General features: G+C 64.3%; 21 protein-coding genes and 2 tRNA genes. 8 read left to right on the plus strand and 15 right to left on the minus strand.

Translation table 11 applies throughout. The features are described 5' to 3' along the window. Positions 1 to 160: 160 nt before the first annotated feature. Both BPHY_RS04020 and BPHY_RS04025 read right to left on the minus strand, forming a co-directional pair. Positions 161 to 1,552, minus strand: coding sequence for an MATE family efflux transporter (locus tag BPHY_RS04020; protein WP_012400206.1), 1,392 nt, complete (start codon positions 1,550 to 1,552; stop codon positions 161 to 163). 210 nt (positions 1,553 to 1,762) lie between these two features. Continuing rightward, positions 1,763 to 1,981, minus strand: a complete 219-nt coding sequence (locus BPHY_RS04025) for an RNA-binding S4 domain-containing protein (RefSeq protein WP_012400207.1) — start codon at positions 1,979 to 1,981, stop codon at positions 1,763 to 1,765. Between the two features lie 323 nt (positions 1,982 to 2,304). Between BPHY_RS04025 and BPHY_RS04030 the strand changes: the two genes are divergently transcribed. From BPHY_RS04030 to BPHY_RS04040, 3 genes are all read left to right on the plus strand, one after another. Beyond that, positions 2,305 to 2,757 (plus strand): hypothetical protein, encoded by a 453-nt coding sequence (locus tag BPHY_RS04030; protein WP_012400208.1) that lies wholly within the window; start codon positions 2,305 to 2,307, stop codon positions 2,755 to 2,757. Positions 2,758 to 2,822: 65 nt separating this feature from the next. Further along, positions 2,823 to 3,089 (plus strand): hypothetical protein, encoded by a 267-nt coding sequence (locus BPHY_RS04035; RefSeq protein ID WP_012400209.1) that lies wholly within the window; start codon positions 2,823 to 2,825, stop codon positions 3,087 to 3,089. 134 nt (positions 3,090 to 3,223) lie between these two features. Further along, a complete protein-coding gene (locus BPHY_RS04040) occupies positions 3,224 to 5,461 on the plus strand; it encodes an ATP-dependent helicase (RefSeq protein ID WP_041763279.1) in 2,238 nt (745 codons plus the stop codon). Positions 5,462 to 5,521: 60 nt separating this feature from the next. On the opposite strand, the gene BPHY_RS04045 is transcribed toward BPHY_RS04040, so the two are convergent. The 8 genes from BPHY_RS04045 to fdxA all read right to left on the minus strand — a co-directional run bounded on the left by BPHY_RS04045 (position 5,522) and on the right by fdxA (position 9,889). Then, a complete protein-coding gene (locus tag BPHY_RS04045) occupies positions 5,522 to 6,289 on the minus strand; it encodes a DUF4088 family protein (RefSeq protein WP_012400211.1) in 768 nt (255 codons plus the stop codon). 229 nt (positions 6,290 to 6,518) lie between these two features. Further along, positions 6,519 to 6,842 (minus strand): AzlD domain-containing protein, encoded by a 324-nt coding sequence (locus tag BPHY_RS04050; RefSeq protein ID WP_012400212.1) that lies wholly within the window; start codon positions 6,840 to 6,842, stop codon positions 6,519 to 6,521. Next, positions 6,839 to 7,606: an AzlC family ABC transporter permease gene (locus tag BPHY_RS04055; protein ID WP_012400213.1), complete on the minus strand. Its 768-nt coding sequence runs from the start codon at positions 7,604 to 7,606 to the stop codon at positions 6,839 to 6,841. Before BPHY_RS04055 ends, BPHY_RS04050 begins: the two co-directional genes overlap by 4 nt. A gap of 112 nt (positions 7,607 to 7,718) precedes the next feature. Then, positions 7,719 to 8,546, minus strand: coding sequence for an AraC family transcriptional regulator (locus tag BPHY_RS04060; RefSeq protein ID WP_012400214.1), 828 nt, complete (start codon positions 8,544 to 8,546; stop codon positions 7,719 to 7,721). Positions 8,547 to 8,588: 42 nt separating this feature from the next. Beyond that, positions 8,589 to 9,071, minus strand: coding sequence for a CreA family protein (locus tag BPHY_RS04065; protein ID WP_244257687.1), 483 nt, complete (start codon positions 9,069 to 9,071; stop codon positions 8,589 to 8,591). Between the two features lie 169 nt (positions 9,072 to 9,240). Next, positions 9,241 to 9,316: transfer RNA gene (locus BPHY_RS04070), tRNA-Asn, on the minus strand. A 63-nt stretch (positions 9,317 to 9,379) separates the two neighbouring features. Further along, positions 9,380 to 9,455, minus strand: a tRNA-Asn gene (locus tag BPHY_RS04075). 110 nt (positions 9,456 to 9,565) lie between these two features. Further along, positions 9,566 to 9,889: a ferredoxin FdxA gene (gene fdxA / locus BPHY_RS04080; RefSeq protein ID WP_012400216.1), complete on the minus strand. Its 324-nt coding sequence runs from the start codon at positions 9,887 to 9,889 to the stop codon at positions 9,566 to 9,568. 280 nt (positions 9,890 to 10,169) lie between these two features. On the opposite strand from fdxA, the gene pncB reads away from it, so the two are divergent. The 5 genes from pncB (at position 10,170) to BPHY_RS04105 (ending at position 16,237) form a co-directional block, all read left to right on the plus strand. Next, the gene (pncB, locus tag BPHY_RS04085; RefSeq protein WP_012400217.1) at positions 10,170 to 11,369 is read left to right on the plus strand and encodes a nicotinate phosphoribosyltransferase; all 1,200 of its coding nucleotides are present in this window, start codon (positions 10,170 to 10,172) and stop codon (positions 11,367 to 11,369) included. A 209-nt stretch (positions 11,370 to 11,578) separates the two neighbouring features. Continuing rightward, complete coding sequence (locus BPHY_RS04090) at positions 11,579 to 12,241, plus strand: LutC/YkgG family protein (RefSeq protein WP_012400218.1); 663 nt, start codon at positions 11,579 to 11,581, stop codon at positions 12,239 to 12,241. A gap of 70 nt (positions 12,242 to 12,311) precedes the next feature. After that, entirely contained in the window at positions 12,312 to 13,712 is a 1,401-nt protein-coding gene (locus BPHY_RS04095; protein WP_041763719.1) for a sodium:proton antiporter, read from the plus strand. A 54-nt stretch (positions 13,713 to 13,766) separates the two neighbouring features. After that, positions 13,767 to 14,756, plus strand: a complete 990-nt coding sequence (locus tag BPHY_RS04100; RefSeq protein ID WP_012400220.1) for a 2-hydroxyacid dehydrogenase — start codon at positions 13,767 to 13,769, stop codon at positions 14,754 to 14,756. Continuing rightward, entirely contained in the window at positions 14,753 to 16,237 is a 1,485-nt protein-coding gene (locus BPHY_RS04105; RefSeq protein WP_012400221.1) for a DNA recombination protein RmuC, read from the plus strand. The genes BPHY_RS04100 and BPHY_RS04105 overlap by 4 nt, the downstream gene beginning before the upstream one ends. 74 nt (positions 16,238 to 16,311) lie before the next feature. On the opposite strand, the gene BPHY_RS04110 is transcribed toward BPHY_RS04105, so the two are convergent. The 5 genes from BPHY_RS04110 to moaA all read right to left on the minus strand — a co-directional run bounded on the left by BPHY_RS04110 (position 16,312) and on the right by moaA (position 20,257). Beyond that, positions 16,312 to 16,800 (minus strand): GNAT family N-acetyltransferase, encoded by a 489-nt coding sequence (locus tag BPHY_RS04110; RefSeq protein WP_012400222.1) that lies wholly within the window; start codon positions 16,798 to 16,800, stop codon positions 16,312 to 16,314. Beyond that, complete coding sequence (locus BPHY_RS04115; protein ID WP_007741774.1) at positions 16,800 to 17,075, minus strand: hypothetical protein; 276 nt, start codon at positions 17,073 to 17,075, stop codon at positions 16,800 to 16,802. Before BPHY_RS04115 ends, BPHY_RS04110 begins: the two co-directional genes overlap by 1 nt. A 62-nt stretch (positions 17,076 to 17,137) precedes the next feature. Next, the gene (gene moeA / locus BPHY_RS04120) at positions 17,138 to 18,433 is read right to left on the minus strand and encodes a molybdopterin molybdotransferase MoeA (protein ID WP_012400224.1); all 1,296 of its coding nucleotides are present in this window, start codon (positions 18,431 to 18,433) and stop codon (positions 17,138 to 17,140) included. 81 nt (positions 18,434 to 18,514) lie between these two features. Further along, positions 18,515 to 19,129 (minus strand): molybdenum cofactor guanylyltransferase MobA, encoded by a 615-nt coding sequence (gene mobA / locus BPHY_RS04125; RefSeq protein ID WP_012400225.1) that lies wholly within the window; start codon positions 19,127 to 19,129, stop codon positions 18,515 to 18,517. 15 nt (positions 19,130 to 19,144) lie between these two features. Continuing rightward, positions 19,145 to 20,257 carry a GTP 3',8-cyclase MoaA gene (gene moaA, locus BPHY_RS04130; protein WP_012400226.1) on the minus strand — a complete coding sequence of 371 codons (1,113 nt, stop codon included), beginning with the start codon at positions 20,255 to 20,257 and terminating at the stop codon, positions 19,145 to 19,147. Positions 20,258 to 20,373 lie beyond the last annotated feature (116 nt).

The raw sequence follows: 20,373 nt of genomic DNA on the forward strand, positions 1-20,373 counted from the left end.
CGGGGAAACAGCGCGTTGCCGCGACAAGCAGGGGGCCGTTGAGAGCCCGTGGGCTTGGCACGAGCGGGCGGTGTGAGCGGCTTTCCAGGTGCCCCTGCACAGGGCAGCGCCTGAATACCGACATGAAATCGCGGATGCCGGCGCAAAAAGTCAGCGCGGTTTAATCTTCAAGACCCCGCACGCGCCGGAAGCTCATCTTGTGAAACCGCAAGGTCATCAAAACGGCAACGCTGGCGAGTCCAGCAGCAAGCCCCCACCACAAACCCCGGGCGCCGAACCCGAAGTGAAATGCAAGGGTATAACCGGTCGGGAACCCAATACCCCAATACCCGAATGCGGCAGCGATCATCGGAACCCGCGTGTCCTTGAGACCACGCAAGCACCCGGATCCCACTGTCTGCATCCCATCGACGATCTGAAAAATGGCCGCGACAGCCAGCAGCGAACTGGCAAGTGCGACAGTCGGCGCATTGGCCGGATCGTCGAGATGCAGATACAGCCCGACGATGTAACGCGGCGCTGTGATCAGCAGCAGGCCCGACAGGCTCATGAACGCGACGCCTAGCCCGAGCGCGACGAAGCCCGCGTGGCGCGCGGCGAGCGGCTGTCCGGCCCCCGACCAGAAGCCGACGCGCACGTTCGCAGCCTGACCGATCGCGAGCGGCACCATGAACGCCACCGACGCGACGTTCAGCGCGATCTGGTGCGCAGCCAGCTGCGACTCGCCGAGCAGGCCGACCATCAGGCCCGTCGCGAGAAACAGCGTCGACTCGACGCCATACGTGATCGCCACGGGCCAGCCGATACCGAACAGTTCGCCCATGAGCGGCACATTCGGGCGAGCGGCCGTCACGAAATGCCGGAAGCGCGGCCGCAGATGCAGCAGCCCCATCAGCGTGAGCGCCGTGAGCCAGACGGTAAAGGTCGTCGCGCCCGCCGAGCCGAGGAAGCCGAGCCGCGGCAGGCCGTATGCGCCGTGAATCAGCCCGTAGTTGAGGAACGCATTGACGAACACGCCGCCGATCGACACCCACAGCAGGCGTCGCGCCGCGCCGATCGCGGGCAGGAACGAGCGCATCAGGCCGATGCCGATCAGGCTGCCCGGCGCGCCCCAGCGCAGCGCGGCGCAATACTCGCCGACGTTGTGCGCCAGCAGCGCCGGCTCGCCGAACGCCGTCATGATGGGCGCCGCGAACGACAACAGCACGAAGGCGGGCACCGCGAGCAGCAGCGACAGCAGAAAGCCCGTCCAGTAGATGTGCGGCACTCGATCTTCCGCCTGCGCGCCGCGCGCATGCGACACGCTGACGCTCACGGACGTGAGTACGCCCTGCAGCAACGTCACGACGACAAAGAACAGGTTCGCGCCCAAGCCCCCCGCCGCCAGCGCGTCGGGGCCGAGCGAGCCGAGCAGCACGGTGTCCGTGACGCTCATCGCCATTTGCGAGAGCTGCGCGATGGCGAGCGGCGCGGCGAGACGCGCCGTGTCGGCGGCATGGCGCGAAAGCGTGGGCGGCCCGCTGATTGCACGGGACATTCCGGTTGGATTCATATTCGAAGCGCGATGCGCGATAGGCGGTACGCGCGGTCAGCAGCCCGCGCTGTTTGTTTTTCTGTCCAGACGGACAGCTTATTGCGGGAATGCGGCGCTGTCGATCGACAGGCACATTGTTGGTGCGGCTTTAGGCGTCGGGCGCGGGCCGCCGATGCAGCCCGCATGTCCGGTATGCGGCGAGGACGCCCGAGGAAAAAGCCGGGTGTTTCAGCCCTCGTGGACGGCGATCCGCGTGTCGCCGAGCAGCACGACCTGACCTGCGCGGATTTTGCACGTCTTGCGCGTTTCGACCTGGCCGTCGACGGTGACGGCGCCGGACGCGACGATCACCTTCGCCGAACCGCCGCTGTCCGCGAGGCCAGTGATCTTCAGCAGATTGTGCAGTTCGACGTAGTCGCCTGTCAGGGTGAAATCGAGGTTAGGCATGGCAGTTGCGATCGACGGTGGCCGGCGAAATCGTTGAAAAAACGACTCGCATGATACGTCATCGCGTGCGCGGCACCGCTTCGCGCGCGTGGCGCACGATCGCGGACGCGCACTTGCAAGCAGATGTTATCGACCTGTCAGGAAATGAAACGGTGAGTAACAGTGGGCTTTTGCGGAGAACTCCACTCGCGAAGCGCCGGTCTGTGGAATAGCCTGCCGCATTTTTGCGACAGGCGGATAGCGTGGGCGTGGCGCCAGTGTGATCGGCGCCATCGAACAAATTGCCCGCGCGCCGACATCGACACACTTCAGAGAGGATTGCCATGAACCAGCTCCGTACGCTCCTGATCGGTTCCGCCCTGACGACTGCTATCGCATCGACGGCCGCATTCGCGCAGACGGCGACTCAACCTTCGGCGGATGCGTCTGCGCAGGCGCAGGTCCAGACCCAGGCGCCTTCCGCCGCACCCGCAGCGCAAGGCGTCCAGATGCCCGCGCCTGCGCCGCAAAGCCTGACGGCGCCGGGCTCGACCGATCCGCTCGTCCAGAAGCGCAACGCGGACGCTCAGGCCAACGCCGAGTACAGCGCGCAGAAGAAGATGTCGAAGGAACAGATGAAGGCGCAGCAGAAGGCCGCGAAGGACGCTTACAAGGACCAGGTCCGCAACGCGAAGCTGAACAGGAAAGCCGACAAGGCTGCTGCATCGAACGAACTGAAGGCCGAAATGCAGGGCCAGCCGACGGGCGCGGCCGCATCGGGCGAGGCGCATAACTGAGGCGGGCGGGTCCGAAGCCGATTGCGCGTAGTGACCGTTTCGACGTTGTAACCAGGGAGGACAACATGAAAAAAACCAGCAAGACAATGAGCGCGCTGTGTCTGGCGCTGATGGCGGGCAGCATGACGACGCTTGCGGTCGCGCAGACGACGCACGATCCCGCGACAGAGCCGATGACTCACGCCGATAGCAAGGCCGCGAAGGCGCAGGCGAAAGCCGACAAGAAGGCGGACATCGCGCAGGCGAAGGCCGATAAGAAGAAGGCCGACGCACAGGCCGACGCCGACAAGGCGAACGCCGACGCCAAGGTGAAGGACGCGAAATCGCAGTAGGCGTTCCTTGCATCGCCCGCCGGACGGTTTCGCGCCGTTCGGCGCACCAGCCCGGCACGCGCCGGGCTTTTCTTTGCGCGTATCACGAACAGTACGCGATAGAGGAAAATGGGGAGCTTGTGGTCGCGTGTTGTATGGATATACAGTATGCGTCGCGTTCACTCTCCTATCCGCCGATCGTGCTTTCCGTCGCCGATTCCCCGTCTTCATCGTCGCCTGCGTCGCCTGATTCGTCCGCGTCGGCGGCGGCTGCCGACTGGCTCGCAAAGCTGAACGACGCGCAGCGCGAAGCCGTCGAATACGGCGCCGACCGCGTGGCGCATCCGTCCGGGGCGCTCCTCGTCATCGCGGGCGCGGGCTCGGGCAAGACCAACACGCTTGCGCATCGAGTCGCGAATCTCGTGGTCAAGGGCGTCGATCCGCGCCGCATTCTGCTGCTGACGTTCTCGCGTCGGGCAGCGCTCGAAATGACGCGGCGCGTCACGCGCATCGCCGGCATGGCGCTGGGCACGCGCGGGGCGCTCGCGCAGGGCCTGACATGGTCCGGCACGTTCCACAGCGTCGGCGCGCGCCTGTTGCGCGAGTATGCCGATCTGATCGGCCTGTCGCCTAGCTTCACGATCAACGACCGCGAAGATTCTGCCGATCTGCTGAATCTCGTGCGCCACGAACTCGGCTTTTCGGCAAAGGAAAAGCGCTTTCCGTCGAAGTCGGCGTGCTTCGCGATTTATTCGCGTGTCGTGAACACGGGCGCGTCGCTGGCGGACGTGCTCAACAGCGCGTTTCCCTGGTGCCGCGAATGGGAAGCCGATCTGCGCATGCTCTTTGCGGCCTACGTCGACGCGAAGCAGAAGCAGAGCGTGCTCGACTACGACGACCTGCTGCTCTACTGGTCGCACATGGCGGCGGAACCGGCGATTGCCGCCGACCTGTCCGGCCGCTTCGATCACGTGCTCGTCGACGAATACCAGGACACGAACCGTCTGCAGGCGTCGATCCTGCTCGCCCTGAAGCCCGATGGGCGCGGCCTGACGGTGGTCGGCGACGACGCGCAATCCATCTATTCGTTTCGCGGCGCGACCGTGCGCAACATTCTCGACTTCCCGGCGCATTTCGACCCACCCGCGAGGCAGGTCACGCTGGAGCGCAACTACCGCTCGACGCAGCCCATTTTGGAAGCATCGAACGCCGTGATCGGCCTCGCGTCGGAGCGGTACACGAAGAATCTGTGGACCGACAAGCCGTCGGCACAACGGCCGCATCTCGTCACCGTCGCCGACGACGCCGATCAGGCGCGCTACGTCGTCGAACAGGTGCTCGCGGCGCGGGAAGCCGGGATGAAGCTGAAGTCGCAGGCGGTCCTCTTTCGCGCCGCACATCATAGCGCGACGCTGGAGATCGAACTGACGCGGCGGAATATTCCGTTCGTGAAGTTCGGCGGCCTGAAGTTTCTCGATTCCGTTCACGTGAAGGACGTGTTGTCCGTGCTGCGCTGGGCAGAGAATCCGCGCGATCGCGTGGCGGGCTTTCGCGTCGTGCAGTTGCTGCCGGGCGTCGGGCCCGCGACGGCCGCGCGCGTGCTCGACGATATCGCCGCGCGAGCCGATGCGCTCGGCTCAGCCGGCGGGCTGGAGGCCGCGCATGGCGTGTCCACGTGCGCAGCGGGCGCGCTTACCGCGTTCGCACCGCCTGCGCGCACACTCGAAGACTGGCATCCGTTTGTGGCGATGATGGCGTCCGTCTGCGGGCGCCAGACGCCGTGGCCCGCCGAATTCGAGATGGTGCGCCGCTGGTACGAGCCGCATCTTCAGCGCAATCACGAGGACGCATCCATTCGGCAGGCCGATCTTGTGCAGATGGAGAGCATCGCGGGCACTTACGCGTCGCGCGAGCGCTTCCTGACCGAGCTGACGCTCGATCCGCCCGACGCCACCAGCGACGAATCTGGCGTCCCCCTGATCGACGAGGACTATCTGATCCTGTCCACCATCCATTCGGCGAAAGGGCAGGAGTGGCGCAATGTGTTCGTGCTCAATGGCGTGGACGGCTGCATTCCGTCGGATCTCGGCACGGGCAGCGAGGAAGAAATCGACGAGGAGCGGCGCCTGCTGTACGTGGCGATGACGCGCGCGAAAGAAGATTTGCATATCGTGATGCCGCAGCGCTTCTACGTGCACAACCAGACGCATCTCGGCGACCGGCACGTGTGGGCGTCGCGTACGCGATTCATCCCGCCGCATCTGCTGCCGCTGTTCGATTCGCATGCGTGGCCGCCCGCGCCCGTCGCGTCAGCGCCGACGGAGATGGGGCTGGCCGCCGCTGCGCAGGCCAAAATAGAAATCGCGGCGAAGCTCAGAAAGATGTGGGACTGAGCGCGCCGCGATCGGGCGGCGCCCGATGCGCACGCCGTTCTCTAAGGTTCCGACACAGAACTAGCGCGATTGCCGCTGTTGCGGTTGCTGCGGCCGCGGAGGCGGCATGAAGAAGTTGCGCAGCCAGGCAGCCAGTCGCGTGAATACGTCGTACGGCTCTTCGACGAATATCTCCGGCTTCAGCAGCCGCAGATACTCCATGATCTGCTGTGCTTCCTGTTTCTGGAACGAGCCGTGCGAAATGCCCAGGCGCAACAGCCCCCGCAACTCGCCGAGCTTCTCGCGCGCCGCGCTGCCCACGCTGGTTTCGCACGCGACCTTGGCCTCGTACACCCGCTGTCGCAGCGATTCGGCCAGACGCCAGGCGGGCGTCTGCATCACTTCTTCGAGCGCCTGAATATCCTGCGCTGCCGACTTGATCTGTGCGGCGAGCGGGTCCACCAGCGAAGGCGCGCCTTCTGCTTCCTTGACGATCGCGGCGGCCCATTCGCGGCTCTGCTTGGCCAGCTCTTCGGGCGTCCATTCCGAGCGCGAGGCAAACCCGAAGCCGAACTCGTTCGCCTGCTTCATCAGAATTGCAACGACGTCTGGAAACTCCTTGTCCAGCGTGCGCTTCGCCCATGCGTACTGGCCGCCCTGCAGCATCCGCTGCACGGCGTTTTCGGTCAGCGGCACCATGTTGTCGAGAAGTTTAGCCCGCAGGAAATCCTCGAACGACGGTGTCGCGAACTGCGGGTCCAGCTTCAGCGAGACCCGCACGAACGCCTCGAAGTCCTTTCGTAAGGACGCGAGCGTTTCGTCCTTGATGTTAAGGGTAATCTGACCCATGTCGTATCCCGTTTCGTCGACCGCGCAACCAGCGCCGAGGCGCTGGCCCCGTGCCGTGCGCCCACGTGCGCTGACGGCACCGATATTCGGCGCGGTTCTGTCCGGCTTGCCGGCATCCCGTCGACGGACGGGGCCTGGTTCACGGACCACGAGTGTTTATCGGCGGATTGAAAGGGAACTTGAGGGCGGCGCGCCGGCCCTCGGACGGCGCGCGAACGTTCCGGCAGGGTCACTTCAGCACGACGCCTTGCCAGACGAAGAAGACGGCGAGGCCCACAGCGATGGTGAGCAGCGGCCGGCGCGTCAGCGCGCTGACGCCAATGGCGGCGAGCGCGCCCACCAGTTGCGGATTGCGCCAGGTGATCTCCGCTTCCGCGCCGTGCGGCGACACGGCCATCGGCACGATGATCGCCGTCAGGACGGTGACGGGCACGAAGCCGAGCGCAGTGCGCACGAGCGGCGGGAACACGACGCGGTCGCCGAGCACGAACACCGCCGTGCGGATCAGCCACGTGATGACGGCCATCCCAAGGATCAGCAGAACGTAGTTCATCGTGATACCTCCGATGCGCGGGTGCGCTGAAACGCCGGCACGGACAGCAGCACGCCAATCGCGACGCCGACGAATACGGCCCCCAGCAAGCCCAGCTTGTACGGCCAGTCTTGCCAGAAGAACGAAAGCGCGCCGGCTGTGACGGCGGCCCCCAGATACCGCACGGCGACCAGCTGCGGCACCACGATCGCGATGAAGGTTACGACCATCGCGAAGTCGAGCCCGAGCGACTGCAGTCCCGGGAAGGCCGCGCCGAACAGCAGGCCGACGAGCGTCCAGATTTGCCAGTTCAGATACATCGCGACGCCCGAGCCGAGGAAATAGTACGGCCCGACCGAGCCCGGCGGCTTGAGCCGGTAGTGCGCCCAGGCGACGGCGAACACTTCGTCCGTCAGCAGACCGCCGAGCGCCCAGCGCCAGCGCGACGGCAGATGGGACACGTAGGGCGCGAGCGTCGCGCTATAGAGGACATGGCGGGCGTTGACGACGAGCGTCGTCGCCCAGATCACCGCGTAGCTCGCGTGGCCAGCGATCAGGCCGAGCGCGATGAACTGTGCGGAGCCGGCGAACACGACCAGCGACATGAGCTGGCCGTGCCACAGATGCAGTGGGCCGGACGCGACGAGCGTGCCGTATATCACGCCGAACGGCAGCGAACCGATGATCATCGGGAGCGTGTCGCGCGCGCCCGCGGTGAGTTCCTTGAAACGGTGAGTGCGGTGTGCAGGATGAGTCAATCTTTTCTCCTCGATAGCGCGAAGCATAGCCGGGCGAGGGGACAGGCCGCTTGTACGTTCTTGCGCTTGGGCCGACGTGTTGCGGCGTTGGGGCTAATGGCCGTATCCGCGCGGAGCGATGTCGCGCGGCCGCGAGCGCTTACGACGACTGCCAGCGCCCCGGCGGCACGCCGAACATGCGCCGGAAATGCCGGGTGAAGTGGCTTTGATCGGTGAAGCCGTTCGCGGCCGCGACGTCCGCCACCGATGCACCCGCGCGCAGCGGCCCGAGCGAGCGCTGCAGCCGCACCTGGTTGCGCCACGCGTGCGGCGGCAGGCCCGTCACTTTCGCGAACAGGCGTGCCGCGTGAAACTGCGACAGACCCACCGTATCGGCGAGATCCGCGAGCTTGAGCGGCGCGGAGAGATCGCTGGCCAGCTGCTCCTTCATCGTGACGACTCGTGCGTCGTCGTGGGCGAGCGGCAGCGTAGCAGGGCGCGTGCGGCCGTAGCGCACGAGCAACGTCGACAGCGCGTCGAGCATCGCCGTTTCCGCGGCGAGCGGATCGCCGTTCGCCTCGAGCAACCGGTGCGCATGCGACAGCCGCAGGGCGAGATCGCGGTCGCGGATCACATCGGCATCGAACCACGGCAGCGGCTGCGCGCAGCCCGCGATGTTTTCTGCGAGCGTGTGAAGGAACTCGACGGGCGCGTACATCACGCGATACCGCCAGCCTTCGTCCATTGCGCGCGACCCCGTGTGCAGCTCGCCGGGATTGATGATCGGGACGCTGCCCGCTTCGGCGACGTGACGCGAGCCCCGATAGCGATATGCTTCCGCGCCCGCCTCGATCACGGGAATCGTGTACGCGTCGTGCCAGTGTGGGGTGAACGCGTGATCGTGATATTCGGCCGTGAGCAGATCCGCGCCGGGTAGAAGCGGCGTGCGCCAGTAGCGGGCGTTGTCGCGGAAGCGGGGCGAAGTCATGCTGATGTGGGGTCTGGCGGAGCCTGACAGTTTACCGTGCAATCAACGGACGGGAATCGTCGTGCCGGCGGGCATCGGCACGGCGGTGACGCTGTTCTTCGCGCTGCCCGTCGCGACGCGGTCGCTGTAGGTGAGATAGACGAGCGTATTGCGTTTCGTATCGACGACGCGCACCACGTGCAGCGTCTTGAAGATCAGCGACATCCGTTCGGTGAACACGTCGGCCTGCTGGCGCAGTGGTTCGGGGATCTTGACGGGCCCGACCTGACGGCATGCGATCGACGCTTCCGTCGGGTCTTCGGCGATCCCGAGCGTTCCCTTGATGCCGCCCGTGCGCGCTCGCGACACGTAGCAGGTGACGCCCTGCACGGCGGGGTCGTCGTATGCTTCGACGACGACCCGGTCCGAGCCTGTGATATGAAAGTTCGTGTTGACGCTGGCGACCTCTTCGGCGGGAGCGAGCGGCGCGCAGAGGGACGCGGCGGCGGTTGCAGTGGCGAAGACGGCGGCGCGCGCGACGCGCATGCGGGGCGGGGCGATTTTCATCAGGTGACCGGAAGATTGTGACGATTGCAGAATCGTAACCTGGTTGCCTGGTCTGGCCGTTGACGCGAGCGGTCCCGTCAACGACTGCACTGTTGAAAGCCGGTCGCAACAAAGAAAAAGGCCCGCACGTATGCGGGCCTTCGAATTTTGGCTCCCCGACCTGGGCTCGAACCAGGGACCTACGGATTAACAGTCCGGCGCTCTACCGACTGAGCTATCGGGGAACAACAGTACAACGTGTTGCTACATAAAAAAGCCCGTTGTGGTTAACGGGCCTTTGCAATTCTTGGCTCCCCGACCTGGGCTCGAACCAGGGACCTACGGATTAACAGTCCGGCGCTCTACCGACTGAGCTATCGGGGAACAACAACAGCAGAGAAGCGAAATTGTAGGAGGTGTAGAAGAACCTGTCAATACCCTCGATTCGTCTCAATTTATTTCAAGCGATTCGAGCAGGGGACAGGTGACTTCGATCAACGCTCGAGCAGTGCGAGCTTTTCCTTCACGTCCTTGAAATCGTCGGCTTCGGGCAGCGGCGACTTGGTCTTCGTGATGCTCGGCCATGCCTTTGCCAGCTCGGCATTGAGTGCCGTGAAGTGCTGCTGGTCGCCAGGCACGTCTTCTTCGGCGTAAATGGCGTTCACCGGACATTCCGCCACGCACACGGCGCAGTCGATGCATTCGTCCGGGTCGATCGCGAGGAAGTTGGGACCTTCGCGAAAGCAGTCCACCGGGCACACATCGACGCAGTCGGTATAGCGGCACTTGATGCAGCTTTCGGTCACAACGTGAGTCATTCAGGCAACTCCTGCAAACGATATCTTTTGGGTAGTGGGGACATGGCTAGATGCCAAAAGCGGTATTGTAACGTAACGTCAAGTAGTGCATACGCGATCGTCCAAAGCCGTTTATATCGTTTGGTGATTAGTTTATGGCGGGCGGTTCGCGCCACGGGCGCACGCGGGCCGACACCGCGGCTCGCGCATTGGAACGACTGCCGGCGCGCATTCGGGTAACATGCGACAGCATCTTCGCGAGACGTCTTCCGATTCTCATGCAGTTCCGGTTTGCAAGATCATGATCATTACATCGCTGTTCGATACCGACCTGTACAAGTTCACGATGATGCAGGTCGTGCTGCATCATTTCCCGGCCGCCAATGTCGAATACAAGTTCCGCTGCCGTACGCCGAAAGTCAACCTCGTGCCGTACATCGACGAAATACGCAGCGAAGTGCACAAGCTCTGCAAGCTGCGCTTCAGCGAGGGCGAACTCGACTATTTGCGCCGGATGCGCTTCATCAAGAACGACTTCATCGATTTCCTCGCGCTCTTCCATCTGAACGAGAAGTACATCTCCATTACGCCGTCGGCGAAAGGCAACGGCGAGATCGAGATCGACATCAAGGGGCCGTGGCTGCACACGATCCTCTTCGAAATCCCCGTGCTCGCGATCGTCAACGAAGTCTATTTCCGCAACACGCAGCAGCAGCCCGATTACAGCGAAGGGCGCGAGCGCCTGCGCGACAAGATCCAGTTGCTAGGCGCGCGCCCCGAGTTCGCCGAATGCAAGATCGCCGACTACGGCACGCGCCGCCGCTTCTCGGGCCGCTGGCACGAAGAGGTGATCCTCACGCTCAAGGACGGCCTGCGCGAGCAGTTCGCCGGCACCAGCAACGTGTTTTATGCGATGAAGCACGGACTCACGCCGCTCGGCACGATGGCGCATGAGTACCTGCAGGCCTGCCAGGCACTGGGCCCGCGCCTGCGCGATTCGCAGATCTTCGGGTTCGAAATGTGGGCGAAGGAATATCGCGGCGACCTGGGCATCGCTTTGTCGGACGTCTATGGCATGAAGGCGTTCCTGCGTGATTTCGACATGTACTTCTGCAAGCTGTTCGACGGCGCGCGTCACGATTCCGGCGACCCGTTCGACTGGGGCGAGCGGCTTCTCGCGCACTACGAAGCGAACCGCTGCGATCCGCGCACGAAGGTGCTCGTGTTCTCCGACGCGCTCGACATTCCGAAAGTGCTGCAGTTGTACGAGCGCTTCCGTGGCCGCTGCAAGCTGGCATTCGGCGTGGGCACGAACCTGACCAACGATCTCGGCTATAACCCGCTGCAGATCGTGATCAAGATGGTCAAGTGCAACGGCCAGCCCGTCGCGAAGCTGTCGGACTCGCCGGGCAAGAACATGTGCGAAGACAAGGCGTACCTCGCCTATCTGCGCCAGGTGTTCGGCATCGAGCAGCCTGAAGAAGAAGCCGCAGGCAAATAACGCCCCGCATGCCTTTCACAGGTGTCGCAGCGCATGTGAAGATCATTTTCGATGCTTCGCGCAAGCGCCGCTATAGACCGTCCGGCTTGGGCGATACACTTTCGGCCAGGTGGTCACGCAACGAGCGGCCGGTATAATTCGCGCGTCAATGCGCTGTCAGCACGCGCATTTCGCATCGTCCACACGATCACCGGCACGAGGATATGGCAATGGATACATCGACGGCCCGCCGCAACATCCTGGCGCGTATCCGCGCGGCGCAAGGGCGTGAGCCTGAGCCGGTCACATCGGAGCGCGATGCGGCGCAAGCTTATCTCGCCAGTCATCCGCAAGGTCCGCGTCCGCCTATGCCGGACGACCTCACCGCCCATTTCATCGAGCAGGCGAAGAAGATGGCGACCACAGTCGATACCGTCGATTCGCTTGCCGATGTGCCCGCCGCCGCCCACCACTATCTCGCTGAACTTAACCTGCCCACCCACGCCATAGCGTGGCAGACGCTTGAATCGCTGCCTTGGGCCGGTTCCGGCATCGACGTCGAATTTCGCAAGCCGCGCGACGAAGATCGCGTCGGTATCACGGGCTGCTTCTGTGCGACGGCTGAAACGGGCACGCTGGTGCTGCTCGCCGGCCCGCAGACGTATGCGTCGGCGGGCTTGCTGCCCGAGACGCACATCGCCGTCGTGCCGGCGTCTCGTATCGTCGCCGGCCATGAAGACGCCTTCAACCTGATCCGCAGCGAACGCGGCGAGTTGCCGCGCGCCGTCAACTTCATTTCCGGCCCGTCGCGCACGGGCGACATAGAACAGACCATCGTGCTCGGCGCGCACGGTCCATACCGCGTGCATGCGATCGTCGTGCGTGGCGCGTAAGGTCGAGCCGTTGCAAGGCTGCTTTTCGCGGACGCTTTGCGCATCGACGCAGCGGATCGTGTCTTCGTCGATGGGCGCTCTTGCGCTATGGCTTGTTTCGACGTGCTGGCCAAGCGCGGCATCGGCGGCGAGTCTCGACGGCGCATCGCTGTCGGCGTGGTGGGGCGCGCCGTTCGCGGGCATTCTGCTGTCGATCGCCGTCTTTCCGCTCGTCGCGCCCAAGGTCTGGCATCACCATTTCGGCAAGATCTCCGCCGCGTGGGCCGTTCTGTTTCTCATACCCTACGCGTTCGCTTTTGGCGCCGCGGCTGCTTTCGGCACGCTCATCCACGCACTGCTTGACGAGTACGTGCCGTTCATCGTGCTTCTGACCGCGCTCTATACCGTCGTGGGCGGCATCTGCGTCACGGGCAATCTGCACGGTTCGCCGCGCCTGAACGCGGCGCTGCTTGCGCTCGGCACGGCGCTCGCGAGCATCATGGGCACGACGGGCGCCGCGATGCTGCTGATCCGGCCGCTCTTGCGTGCCAACGACAATCGCAGGCATGTCGTGCATGTCGTCGTGTTCTTCATCTTTCTGGTCGCGAATGCTGGCGGTTCGCTGTCGCCGCTGGGCGACCCGCCATTGTTTCTCGGCTTTCTGAACGGTGTCGGGTTCTTCTGGACGACGCTGCATCTCGCGCTGCCGATGCTGTTCATCTGCGGCGTTCTGCTCGCCGTGTTTTACGCGCTCGATTCATACTATTTCAGGCATCGGGAGGAAGTGCTTCCCGTCGATCCTTCGCCCGATACGCGAACGCTGGGCGCCATCGGCAAGGTCAATTTCGTACTGCTCGCGCTGGTGATCGCGCTCGTGCTGATGAGTGGCATCTGGAAACCCGGCATTACGTTCGATGTAGCGGGCACGCACATCGAGTTGCAGCATATCGTGCGCGACGTGGCGCTGATCGTGGTGACGCTGGTGTCGCTGGCTGTCACGCCGCGTGCGGCGCGCGAGGGCAACGCGTTCAACTGGGCGCCAATCGAAGAGGTCGCGAAACTGTTTGCGGGCATCTTCGTGACGATCGCGCCCGTCATCACGATGCTGCAAGCGGGTGAGGCAGGTGCGTTCAGCGCTATCGTTTACGTGGTCAACGACACGGCCGGTCAGCCGCGCGACCAGATGTACTTCTGGGCGACGGGGCTGCTGTCGTCGTTCCTCGATAATGCGCCTACGTACCTTGTCTTCTTCAACCTTGCCGGCGGCGACGCGCAGGAGTTGATGACCACGGGCGCGTCGACGCTCGCGGCCATTTCGGCGGGCGCCGTGTTCATGGGCGCGAACACCTACATCGGCAACGCACCGAACTTCATGGTGAAGGCGATAGCCGAATCGCGCGGCGTGCAGATGCCAGGTTTTTTCGGCTATCTCGCCTGGTCGTGCATCGTGCTGATACCGTTGTTCATCGCGACGTCGTTGATTTTCTTCTAATGCTGCGTGCGCGCCGAACGGCGTGCGCAGACGCCTGATACTCGGAGAACGGCAATGCAAAAAATTCTGGTCGCGCGTCCCATCTTTCCGGATGTGATCGAGCGCCTCAAGCAGTATTTCGACGTCGAATGGAATGACGGCGACGTGCTGCCCACGGATGAACTCAAGCGCCGGCTCGCCGACAAGGACGGCGCGCTGACGGCGGGCGACGTGATCGACGCATCGGTGCTCGCGGTCGCGCCGCGCCTGCGCGTGGTGTCGAACATGGCCGTCGGCTACAACAACTTCGACATGGCTGCGTTCAACGCGTCGAACGTACTCGGCACGAATACGCCTGACGTGCTCAACGAATCGACGGCGGACTTCGGCTGGGCGCTGATGATGGCGGCCGCACGCCGCATCGCCGAATCGGAACACTGGCTGCGCGCGGGAAAATGGGACAAGTGGTCGTATGACGGTTTTCTCGGCTCGGATCTGTACGGCTCGACGCTCGGCGTGATCGGCATGGGCCGCATCGGCCAGGCGCTGGCGCGCCGCGCGCGCGGCTTCAATATGAATGTGATCTACCACAACCGTTCGCGCGTCGCGCCGGGCATCGAAGCCGAGCTGAACGCGACGTATGTATCGAAGGAAGACTTGCTGCGCCGCGCCGATCATGTCGTGCTCGTGCTGCCGTACACGGCTGAAAGCCATCACACGATCGGCGCAGCCGAACTCGCCCTGATGAAGCCGACGGCCACGCTCACGAACATCGCGCGCGGCGGCATCGTCGACGACGCGGCGCTCGCCGTAGCACTGCGCGAAAAGCGCATCGCGGCTGCGGGCCTCGATGTGTTCGAGGGCGAGCCGAAGCTCAATCCGGCGTTGCTGAGCGTGCCGAACGTGGTACTGACGCCGCACATCGCGAGCGCAACGGAAGCGACGCGCCGGGCGATGGCGAACCTCGCAGCCGACAATCTGATCGCCGCGCTGGGCGAAGGGCCGCGGGCAGGGCGTCCGCTGAATCCGATCAACCCCGATGTGAGCGGGAAGGCGCGTTCATGACGTTGGTTTTGATTGCGGCCATCGCCGTACTGGCCGTCGCGCTCGTCATTGCGCTCGCGTTGTTGCTGCGCGGCGCGAACGCCGAGCAACAGCATGTCTACATCGACGAACTAGGCGAGCGTCTCGATGCCACCGCGCTTGCCCAGACGCGCGAGTACCAGCGGCTGGAACGCGAGCTGCGCGGTGCGATTTCCGAAACGGCGCGTGTGTCGCGCACGGAACTGAGCGGTGGTTTTTCGCAATTCCAGCAGACGCTCGCGTCCCAGTTCACGAGCATGACGACGGTGCAGGCGAGCAAGATCGACGGTTTTGCGCAGCAGCTCGTCAAGCTCACGGAGACCAACGCGCAGCAACTGGAGGCCGTGCGCTACAGCGTCCAGCAGCAGGCGCAGCAGGCGCGCGACGAGCAGAGCGTGACGCTCACGCGCTTCGGCGAAACGCTGCAGCATCAACTGGCGCAGGTGACGGAAGCCAACGACCGGCGCTTCGCGGAAGTGCGGGCGACCATCGAACAGCGTCTGAAGGACATCGAGGCGAACAACGCGACGAAACTCGAAGAAATGCGTCGCACCGTCGACGAGAAGCTGCACGCGACACTCGAACAGCGCCTCGGCGAGTCGTTCAAGCAGGTGTCCGACCGTCTCGAACAGGTGCATCGCGGCCTCGGCGAAATGCAGACGCTGGCGGCCGGCGTCGGCGATTTGAAGAAGGTGCTGACGAACGTCAAGACGCGTGGGACGTGGGGCGAAGTGCAGCTCGAGGCGTTGCTCGAACAGATCCTGACGTCCGATCAATACGCGAAAAACGTTGCAACGATTCCGAAGAGCAACGATCGCGTCGAGTTCGCGATCAAGCTGCCTGGCCGTCAGCCATCTGCGGAGGCAGCGGCTGCGCCCGTCTGGTTGCCTATCGATGCGAAGTTTCCGCGCGAAGACTATGAACGACTGATCGAGGCGCAGGAGCGTGCCGATCCCGTCGCAGTCGAAGAGGCGTCGCGGGCCCTCGAAGGACGAATTCGCGCCGAGGCCAGGAGGATTGCAGACAAGTACGTATCGCCACCGCACACCACCGATTTCGCGCTGCTGTTTCTGCCGACGGAGGGCCTCTATGCGGAGATATTGCGTCGTCCGGGGCTCACGGATCTTTTGCAGCGCGACTGTCGCGTGACGATCGCAGGGCCGACGACATTGACGGCGCTGCTCAACAGTCTGCAGATGGGTTTCCGCACGCTCGCCATCGAGCAACGTTCGAGCGAAGTGTGGCAGGTGCTAGGCGCCGTGAAGACGGAGTTCGGCAAATTCGGCGATGTGCTCGCGAAAACCAGATCGCAACTCGAAACGGTCACGCGCTCGATCGAAGCCGCGGAAGTGCGGACGCGCCAGATGAACCGGAAGCTGCGCGACGTCGAGGCGTTGCCGGAAGAACGGGCGGCGGGATTGCTCGGGGACTCGCTATCGGGCGTCGATCCCGACGAGTCCTGAGGCCAGACGTGAAAAGGGCGCGTGATCGCGAGGATCACGCGCCCTTTTTCTGGCCGAAGCCAGGTCATCGGTCATCAGTTCGCCGCGCTGGCCGCCAGCTTGGCGAGCGAGTCGCCCGTGATGCGCACGACGCGCCAATCGGGCAGCACCGTTGCGCCCATCTTCTGATAGAAATCGATCGCGGGCTGGTTCCAGTCCAGTACAGACCATTCGAAGCGGCCGCATTGACGTTCGACGGCCAGCGCCGCCAGGTAGCGCAGCATCGTCGAACCGAGCCCCGTGCCGCGCTCGGTGGGCCGCACGTACAGGTCTTCGAGATACAGGCCGCGGCGTCCGAGAAAGGTCGAATAATTATGGAAGAAGAGCGCGTAACCGATCATGTTGCCGCCGCGCTCGGCCACGATCGCTTCCGCTGACGGCCGCGCGCCGAACAGCGCGTCACGCAGGTCTGCCTCCGTTGCGACGAACAGATGCGTGAGCTTTTCGAACTCGGCCAGCTCGTACATCAGCGCGAGCATCGCGCCGACGTCGTCCGGCGTGGCCGCGCGAATCGTCGCGGACATTACGCTTCCTCCGGCACGTCGCTCAACTGGATTTCGATGCCGCCGAAGCGCGATGCGACCCAGTTGTAGGCGTGACACGCAATCCACAGCAAGATGAAGCCGAGAATCGCATTGAGCAGCAGCGCGCTGAACACGGTGCTCAGTTCCACCGAGCCATAACGGATAAACGCGACCAGCACGCCGAGCAGAACGATCGGCACGCTGAATGTCAGATACACGAGGATCAGTGCCTTTGCCGTTTGCCCCGGTGCAATGAACGAGATCTGTTTTTTCATGTAAGTCAAACCCGTATGTCGTAGTGGAATGCGTGATGCGTGAAAGCTGTGGTCTCGTGCGCTCAGATCAGGCCGTCGAACAGCATGATATCGACGGGGTCGCCCGGATCGAGATCGGCCTGTTCGTGGGCGAGCACGATGAAGCAGTTTGCTTCGCTCATCGAACTCAGCACGCCCGAGCCTTGCGAGCCCGTCGGCGTAACGTGCCATGCGCCTTGCGCGTCACGCTGCGCAACGCCGCGCTGGAATTCGGTCCGGCCCGGCCGCTTGCGGATCGGCTCGACGGATGCGGCACGGACCAGCGGCAGCGGGTGCGTGGTCGCACCTGACATCCGCAGCAGCACTTCGCGCACGATCTGGTAGAACGCGGCCATCACGGCCACAGGGTTGCCCGGCAGACCGAAGAAGATGGCGGGCTCGCCCGCACCCGGTTTGCCGCCCGACCAGATGCGCCCGAATGCTAGCGGCCGGCCGGGACGCATCGCGAGGCTCCAGTGAGCGACGTCGCCGAGCAGACGCAACATCTGCTTCGTCAGATCGGCTTCCCCGACAGAAACGCCGCCGGAGGTTATCACGACATCCGCGCTTGCGGCAGCCGTCCGCAACGCTTCTTCGAGCGCGGCCGGTTCGTCGCGAATCACGCCGAGATCGATCGGCTCGACATCGAGGCGCTTGAGCATCGCGAAGAGCGTGTAGCGGTTGCTGTCGTAGACGCAGCCGGGATCGAGCGACTCGCCGATCGAGCGCAGTTCGTCGCCCGTCGAAAAGAAGGCGACGCGCAGCCGGCGCCGTACCGACACCTCGCCGATGCCGAGCGACGCGAGCAGCCCGAGATCCGAGGCGCGCACGATGCGGCCCGCCTTCAGTGCGACGGCGCCGTTCGCAAGGTCTTCGCCCGCGAGGCGCCGGTTCGCGCCCGTGCGCAAGGCCGCAGCATGGAAGCGGACCGTATCGCCGTCGCGCGTGACGGCTTCTTGCGGAACCACGGTGTCGCAGCCGGGCGGCATCGTCGCGCCCGTCATCACGCGCACGCACTGCGTAACGTCGATGCGGCCTTCGAACGGATGCCCGGCGAACGCCTTGCCCGCAACACCCAGCGCGATTTCGTCGGTCCGACCTTCGAGCGCCGCGCCGGAAAACGCGTAGCCGTCCATTGCGGAGTTGTCGTGCGCGGGCACGTCGATGGGCGACACGATGTCGTGCGCGAGAACGCGATTGAGCGCGTCACGCAGATGCACGCGCTCGACCGTCGTCACGGGCGCCGCCCACTCGCGGACGATTGCCTGGACAGCGGACACCGGCATGGCTTGAGCGTCGTACTGGTCGACGCAACTCGAGGTTTCGTTCAGCGCGGTCATGAATGGGGAGCGTCGCGACGGGTGCGGTGCGGCGGCGGCCGGGCGATCGCGGCAAATGGCGGCTGCTGATGCCGAATTCGATTAACGTCGCTCGAAGTCGGCAAGTTCTTGCAGTGAATTGATATTGTAAAACGTGCGCTCGTCCGGAAAGGCGACTTCGACGGCCGTGTGGCGTGCGTACCACGTACGAACCTTGCGCTCGCCCGCCTGCAGAAAGCCCTCGAGGTCGTCGGCCAGCGACGTGCGTACCAGTGCGAAAACAGGGTGGATCGACAGGTTGCCGTCGGCGTCCCTCGTCGTGACCGTCGCAATGTTCGATTTGTGTGCGTCGAGCGCGGACGCAAGACGTTCGGCGAGATCGGCGGGCAGGCTGGGCGTGTCGCAAGGCGCCGACAGCACGAACGGCGTGCTCGCGGCGCGCAGGCCCGCAAGCAGACCGGCGAGCGGGCCGGGGAAATCCGGCAGGGTATCGGCGATGACGGTGGCGTGAAAGGGCGCGCCGAGTTCGGCGTAGCGCTCCCGATGCCGGTTCGCGCTAATCAGAAGCGAGGCGGCCTGCGGTGCGAGGCGGCGCATCACGTGCAACGCGAGCGGCTCGCCGTGCAGCGTCTGCAGGCCTTTGTCGGCGCCGCCCATGCGCATGCCGCGCCCACCCGCGAGGAGCAGGCCGGTGATGTCGTCGCGCGTCACTGTCATGCGAGGACGACGAACTCAGCCGCCGATGTACGACATCTCGACGCGCCGCACTTGCGTCGCCGTCTTTGCCGCCGTGCTCGCACTGCCGCGCAGCTGCGAGTAACGGTCACCGCGCGCGTGCCACATATTGGCGATGGCGGTGGCGATGCCTGCGTCGCTCGTGCCGTTGCGCACGAGCGCGCGCAGGTCGTGACCCGACGACGCGAACAGGCACAGATAGACTTTGCCTTCCGTCGACAACCGCGCGCGCGTGCAGTCGCCACAGAATGCCCGCGTCACGCTGGAGATCACGCCGACTTCGCCGCTGCCGTCCGCGTAACCCCAGCGCTGGGCGGTTTCGGCGGCGCTGTGCGCTTCGAGGGGCGACAGCGGGAAGTGCTCGCTGATGCGCGCGACCACGTCCGCCGACGGCAGCACTTCCGTCATGTTCCAGCCGTTCGACGTGCCGACGTCCATGTATTCGATAAACCGCAGCACGACGCCCGAGCCTTTGAAATGCCGCGCCAGCGGCACGATTTCGCTGTCATTCGTGCCGCGTTTGACCACCATGTTCACCTTCAGTGGCGCAAGCCCAACCGATTGCGCGACTTCAATGCCGTGGAGCACATCGCTCACCGCGAAATCGGCGTCGTTCATGCGGCGAAATAACGCGTCGTCAAGCGCATCGAGGCTTACGGTGACGCGGTTGAGCCCGGCATCTTTCAGGCTGCGCGCTTTGCGGGCGAGCAGCGAGCCGTTGGTCGTGAGCGTCAGGTCAAGCGGCTTGCCTGCCGCCGTTGTCATACGCGCCAGGCGCTCGATCAGAAATTCGAGATTCTTGCGCAGCAGCGGTTCGCCGCCCGTCAGACGGATCTTTTCGACGCCATGCGCGACGAATATTGCCGCGAGCCGCTCGATCTCCTCGAAGGTCAGCAGCGCACTGTGCGGCAGAAACGGATAGTCCTTGCCGAACACGGCGCGCGGCATGCAGTAGACGCACCGGAAGTTGCAGCGGTCCGTCACCGAAATACGCAGATCGCGCAACGGGCGCGACAGCGTATCGGTCAATTCGCCGCGTGGGGTCCGGGCAGGACCGGCGACGTCGGGAACCGCGCTGACGTCGGCAACAGGAATGATGCGTCGGGACATGGTCACATATTTCGAATATCAGACTTCATTCTAACGGAAGGCCCATTCCGTCACAGTAGGGCGAACGCGCGGTATATCACGCGCGTATCCATGTTGACGGCAATAAAAAGCCCGCC

Source organism: Paraburkholderia phymatum STM815 (assembly GCF_000020045.1).
Classification (GTDB): domain Bacteria; phylum Pseudomonadota; class Gammaproteobacteria; order Burkholderiales; family Burkholderiaceae; genus Paraburkholderia; species Paraburkholderia phymatum.

Excerpts from the sequence above, each read along its gene's own strand:
- BPHY_RS04020 (WP_012400206.1), bottom strand. The coding sequence starts at position 1,552 with ATGAATCCAACCGGAATGTCCCGTGCAATCAGCGGGCCGCCCACGCTT.
- BPHY_RS04025 (WP_012400207.1), bottom strand. The coding sequence starts at position 1,981 with ATGCCTAACCTCGATTTCACCCTGACAGGCGACTACGTCGAACTGCAC.
- BPHY_RS04030 (WP_012400208.1), top strand. The coding sequence starts at position 2,305 with ATGAACCAGCTCCGTACGCTCCTGATCGGTTCCGCCCTGACGACTGCT.
- BPHY_RS04035 (WP_012400209.1), top strand. The coding sequence starts at position 2,823 with ATGAAAAAAACCAGCAAGACAATGAGCGCGCTGTGTCTGGCGCTGATG.
- BPHY_RS04040 (WP_041763279.1), top strand. The coding sequence starts at position 3,224 with ATGGATATACAGTATGCGTCGCGTTCACTCTCCTATCCGCCGATCGTG.
- BPHY_RS04045 (WP_012400211.1), bottom strand. The coding sequence starts at position 6,289 with ATGGGTCAGATTACCCTTAACATCAAGGACGAAACGCTCGCGTCCTTA.
- BPHY_RS04050 (WP_012400212.1), bottom strand. The coding sequence starts at position 6,842 with ATGAACTACGTTCTGCTGATCCTTGGGATGGCCGTCATCACGTGGCTG.
- BPHY_RS04055 (WP_012400213.1), bottom strand. The coding sequence starts at position 7,606 with ATGCTTCGCGCTATCGAGGAGAAAAGATTGACTCATCCTGCACACCGC.
- BPHY_RS04060 (WP_012400214.1), bottom strand. The coding sequence starts at position 8,546 with ATGACTTCGCCCCGCTTCCGCGACAACGCCCGCTACTGGCGCACGCCG.
- BPHY_RS04065 (WP_244257687.1), bottom strand. The coding sequence starts at position 9,071 with ATGCGCGTCGCGCGCGCCGCCGTCTTCGCCACTGCAACCGCCGCCGCG.
- fdxA (WP_012400216.1), bottom strand. The coding sequence starts at position 9,889 with ATGACTCACGTTGTGACCGAAAGCTGCATCAAGTGCCGCTATACCGAC.
- pncB (WP_012400217.1), top strand. The coding sequence starts at position 10,170 with ATGATCATTACATCGCTGTTCGATACCGACCTGTACAAGTTCACGATG.
- BPHY_RS04090 (WP_012400218.1), top strand. The coding sequence starts at position 11,579 with ATGGATACATCGACGGCCCGCCGCAACATCCTGGCGCGTATCCGCGCG.
- BPHY_RS04095 (WP_041763719.1), top strand. The coding sequence starts at position 12,312 with ATGGGCGCTCTTGCGCTATGGCTTGTTTCGACGTGCTGGCCAAGCGCG.
- BPHY_RS04100 (WP_012400220.1), top strand. The coding sequence starts at position 13,767 with ATGCAAAAAATTCTGGTCGCGCGTCCCATCTTTCCGGATGTGATCGAG.
- BPHY_RS04105 (WP_012400221.1), top strand. The coding sequence starts at position 14,753 with ATGACGTTGGTTTTGATTGCGGCCATCGCCGTACTGGCCGTCGCGCTC.
- BPHY_RS04110 (WP_012400222.1), bottom strand. The coding sequence starts at position 16,800 with ATGTCCGCGACGATTCGCGCGGCCACGCCGGACGACGTCGGCGCGATG.
- BPHY_RS04115 (WP_007741774.1), bottom strand. The coding sequence starts at position 17,075 with ATGAAAAAACAGATCTCGTTCATTGCACCGGGGCAAACGGCAAAGGCA.
- moeA (WP_012400224.1), bottom strand. The coding sequence starts at position 18,433 with ATGACCGCGCTGAACGAAACCTCGAGTTGCGTCGACCAGTACGACGCT.
- mobA (WP_012400225.1), bottom strand. The coding sequence starts at position 19,129 with ATGACAGTGACGCGCGACGACATCACCGGCCTGCTCCTCGCGGGTGGG.
- moaA (WP_012400226.1), bottom strand. The coding sequence starts at position 20,257 with ATGTCCCGACGCATCATTCCTGTTGCCGACGTCAGCGCGGTTCCCGAC.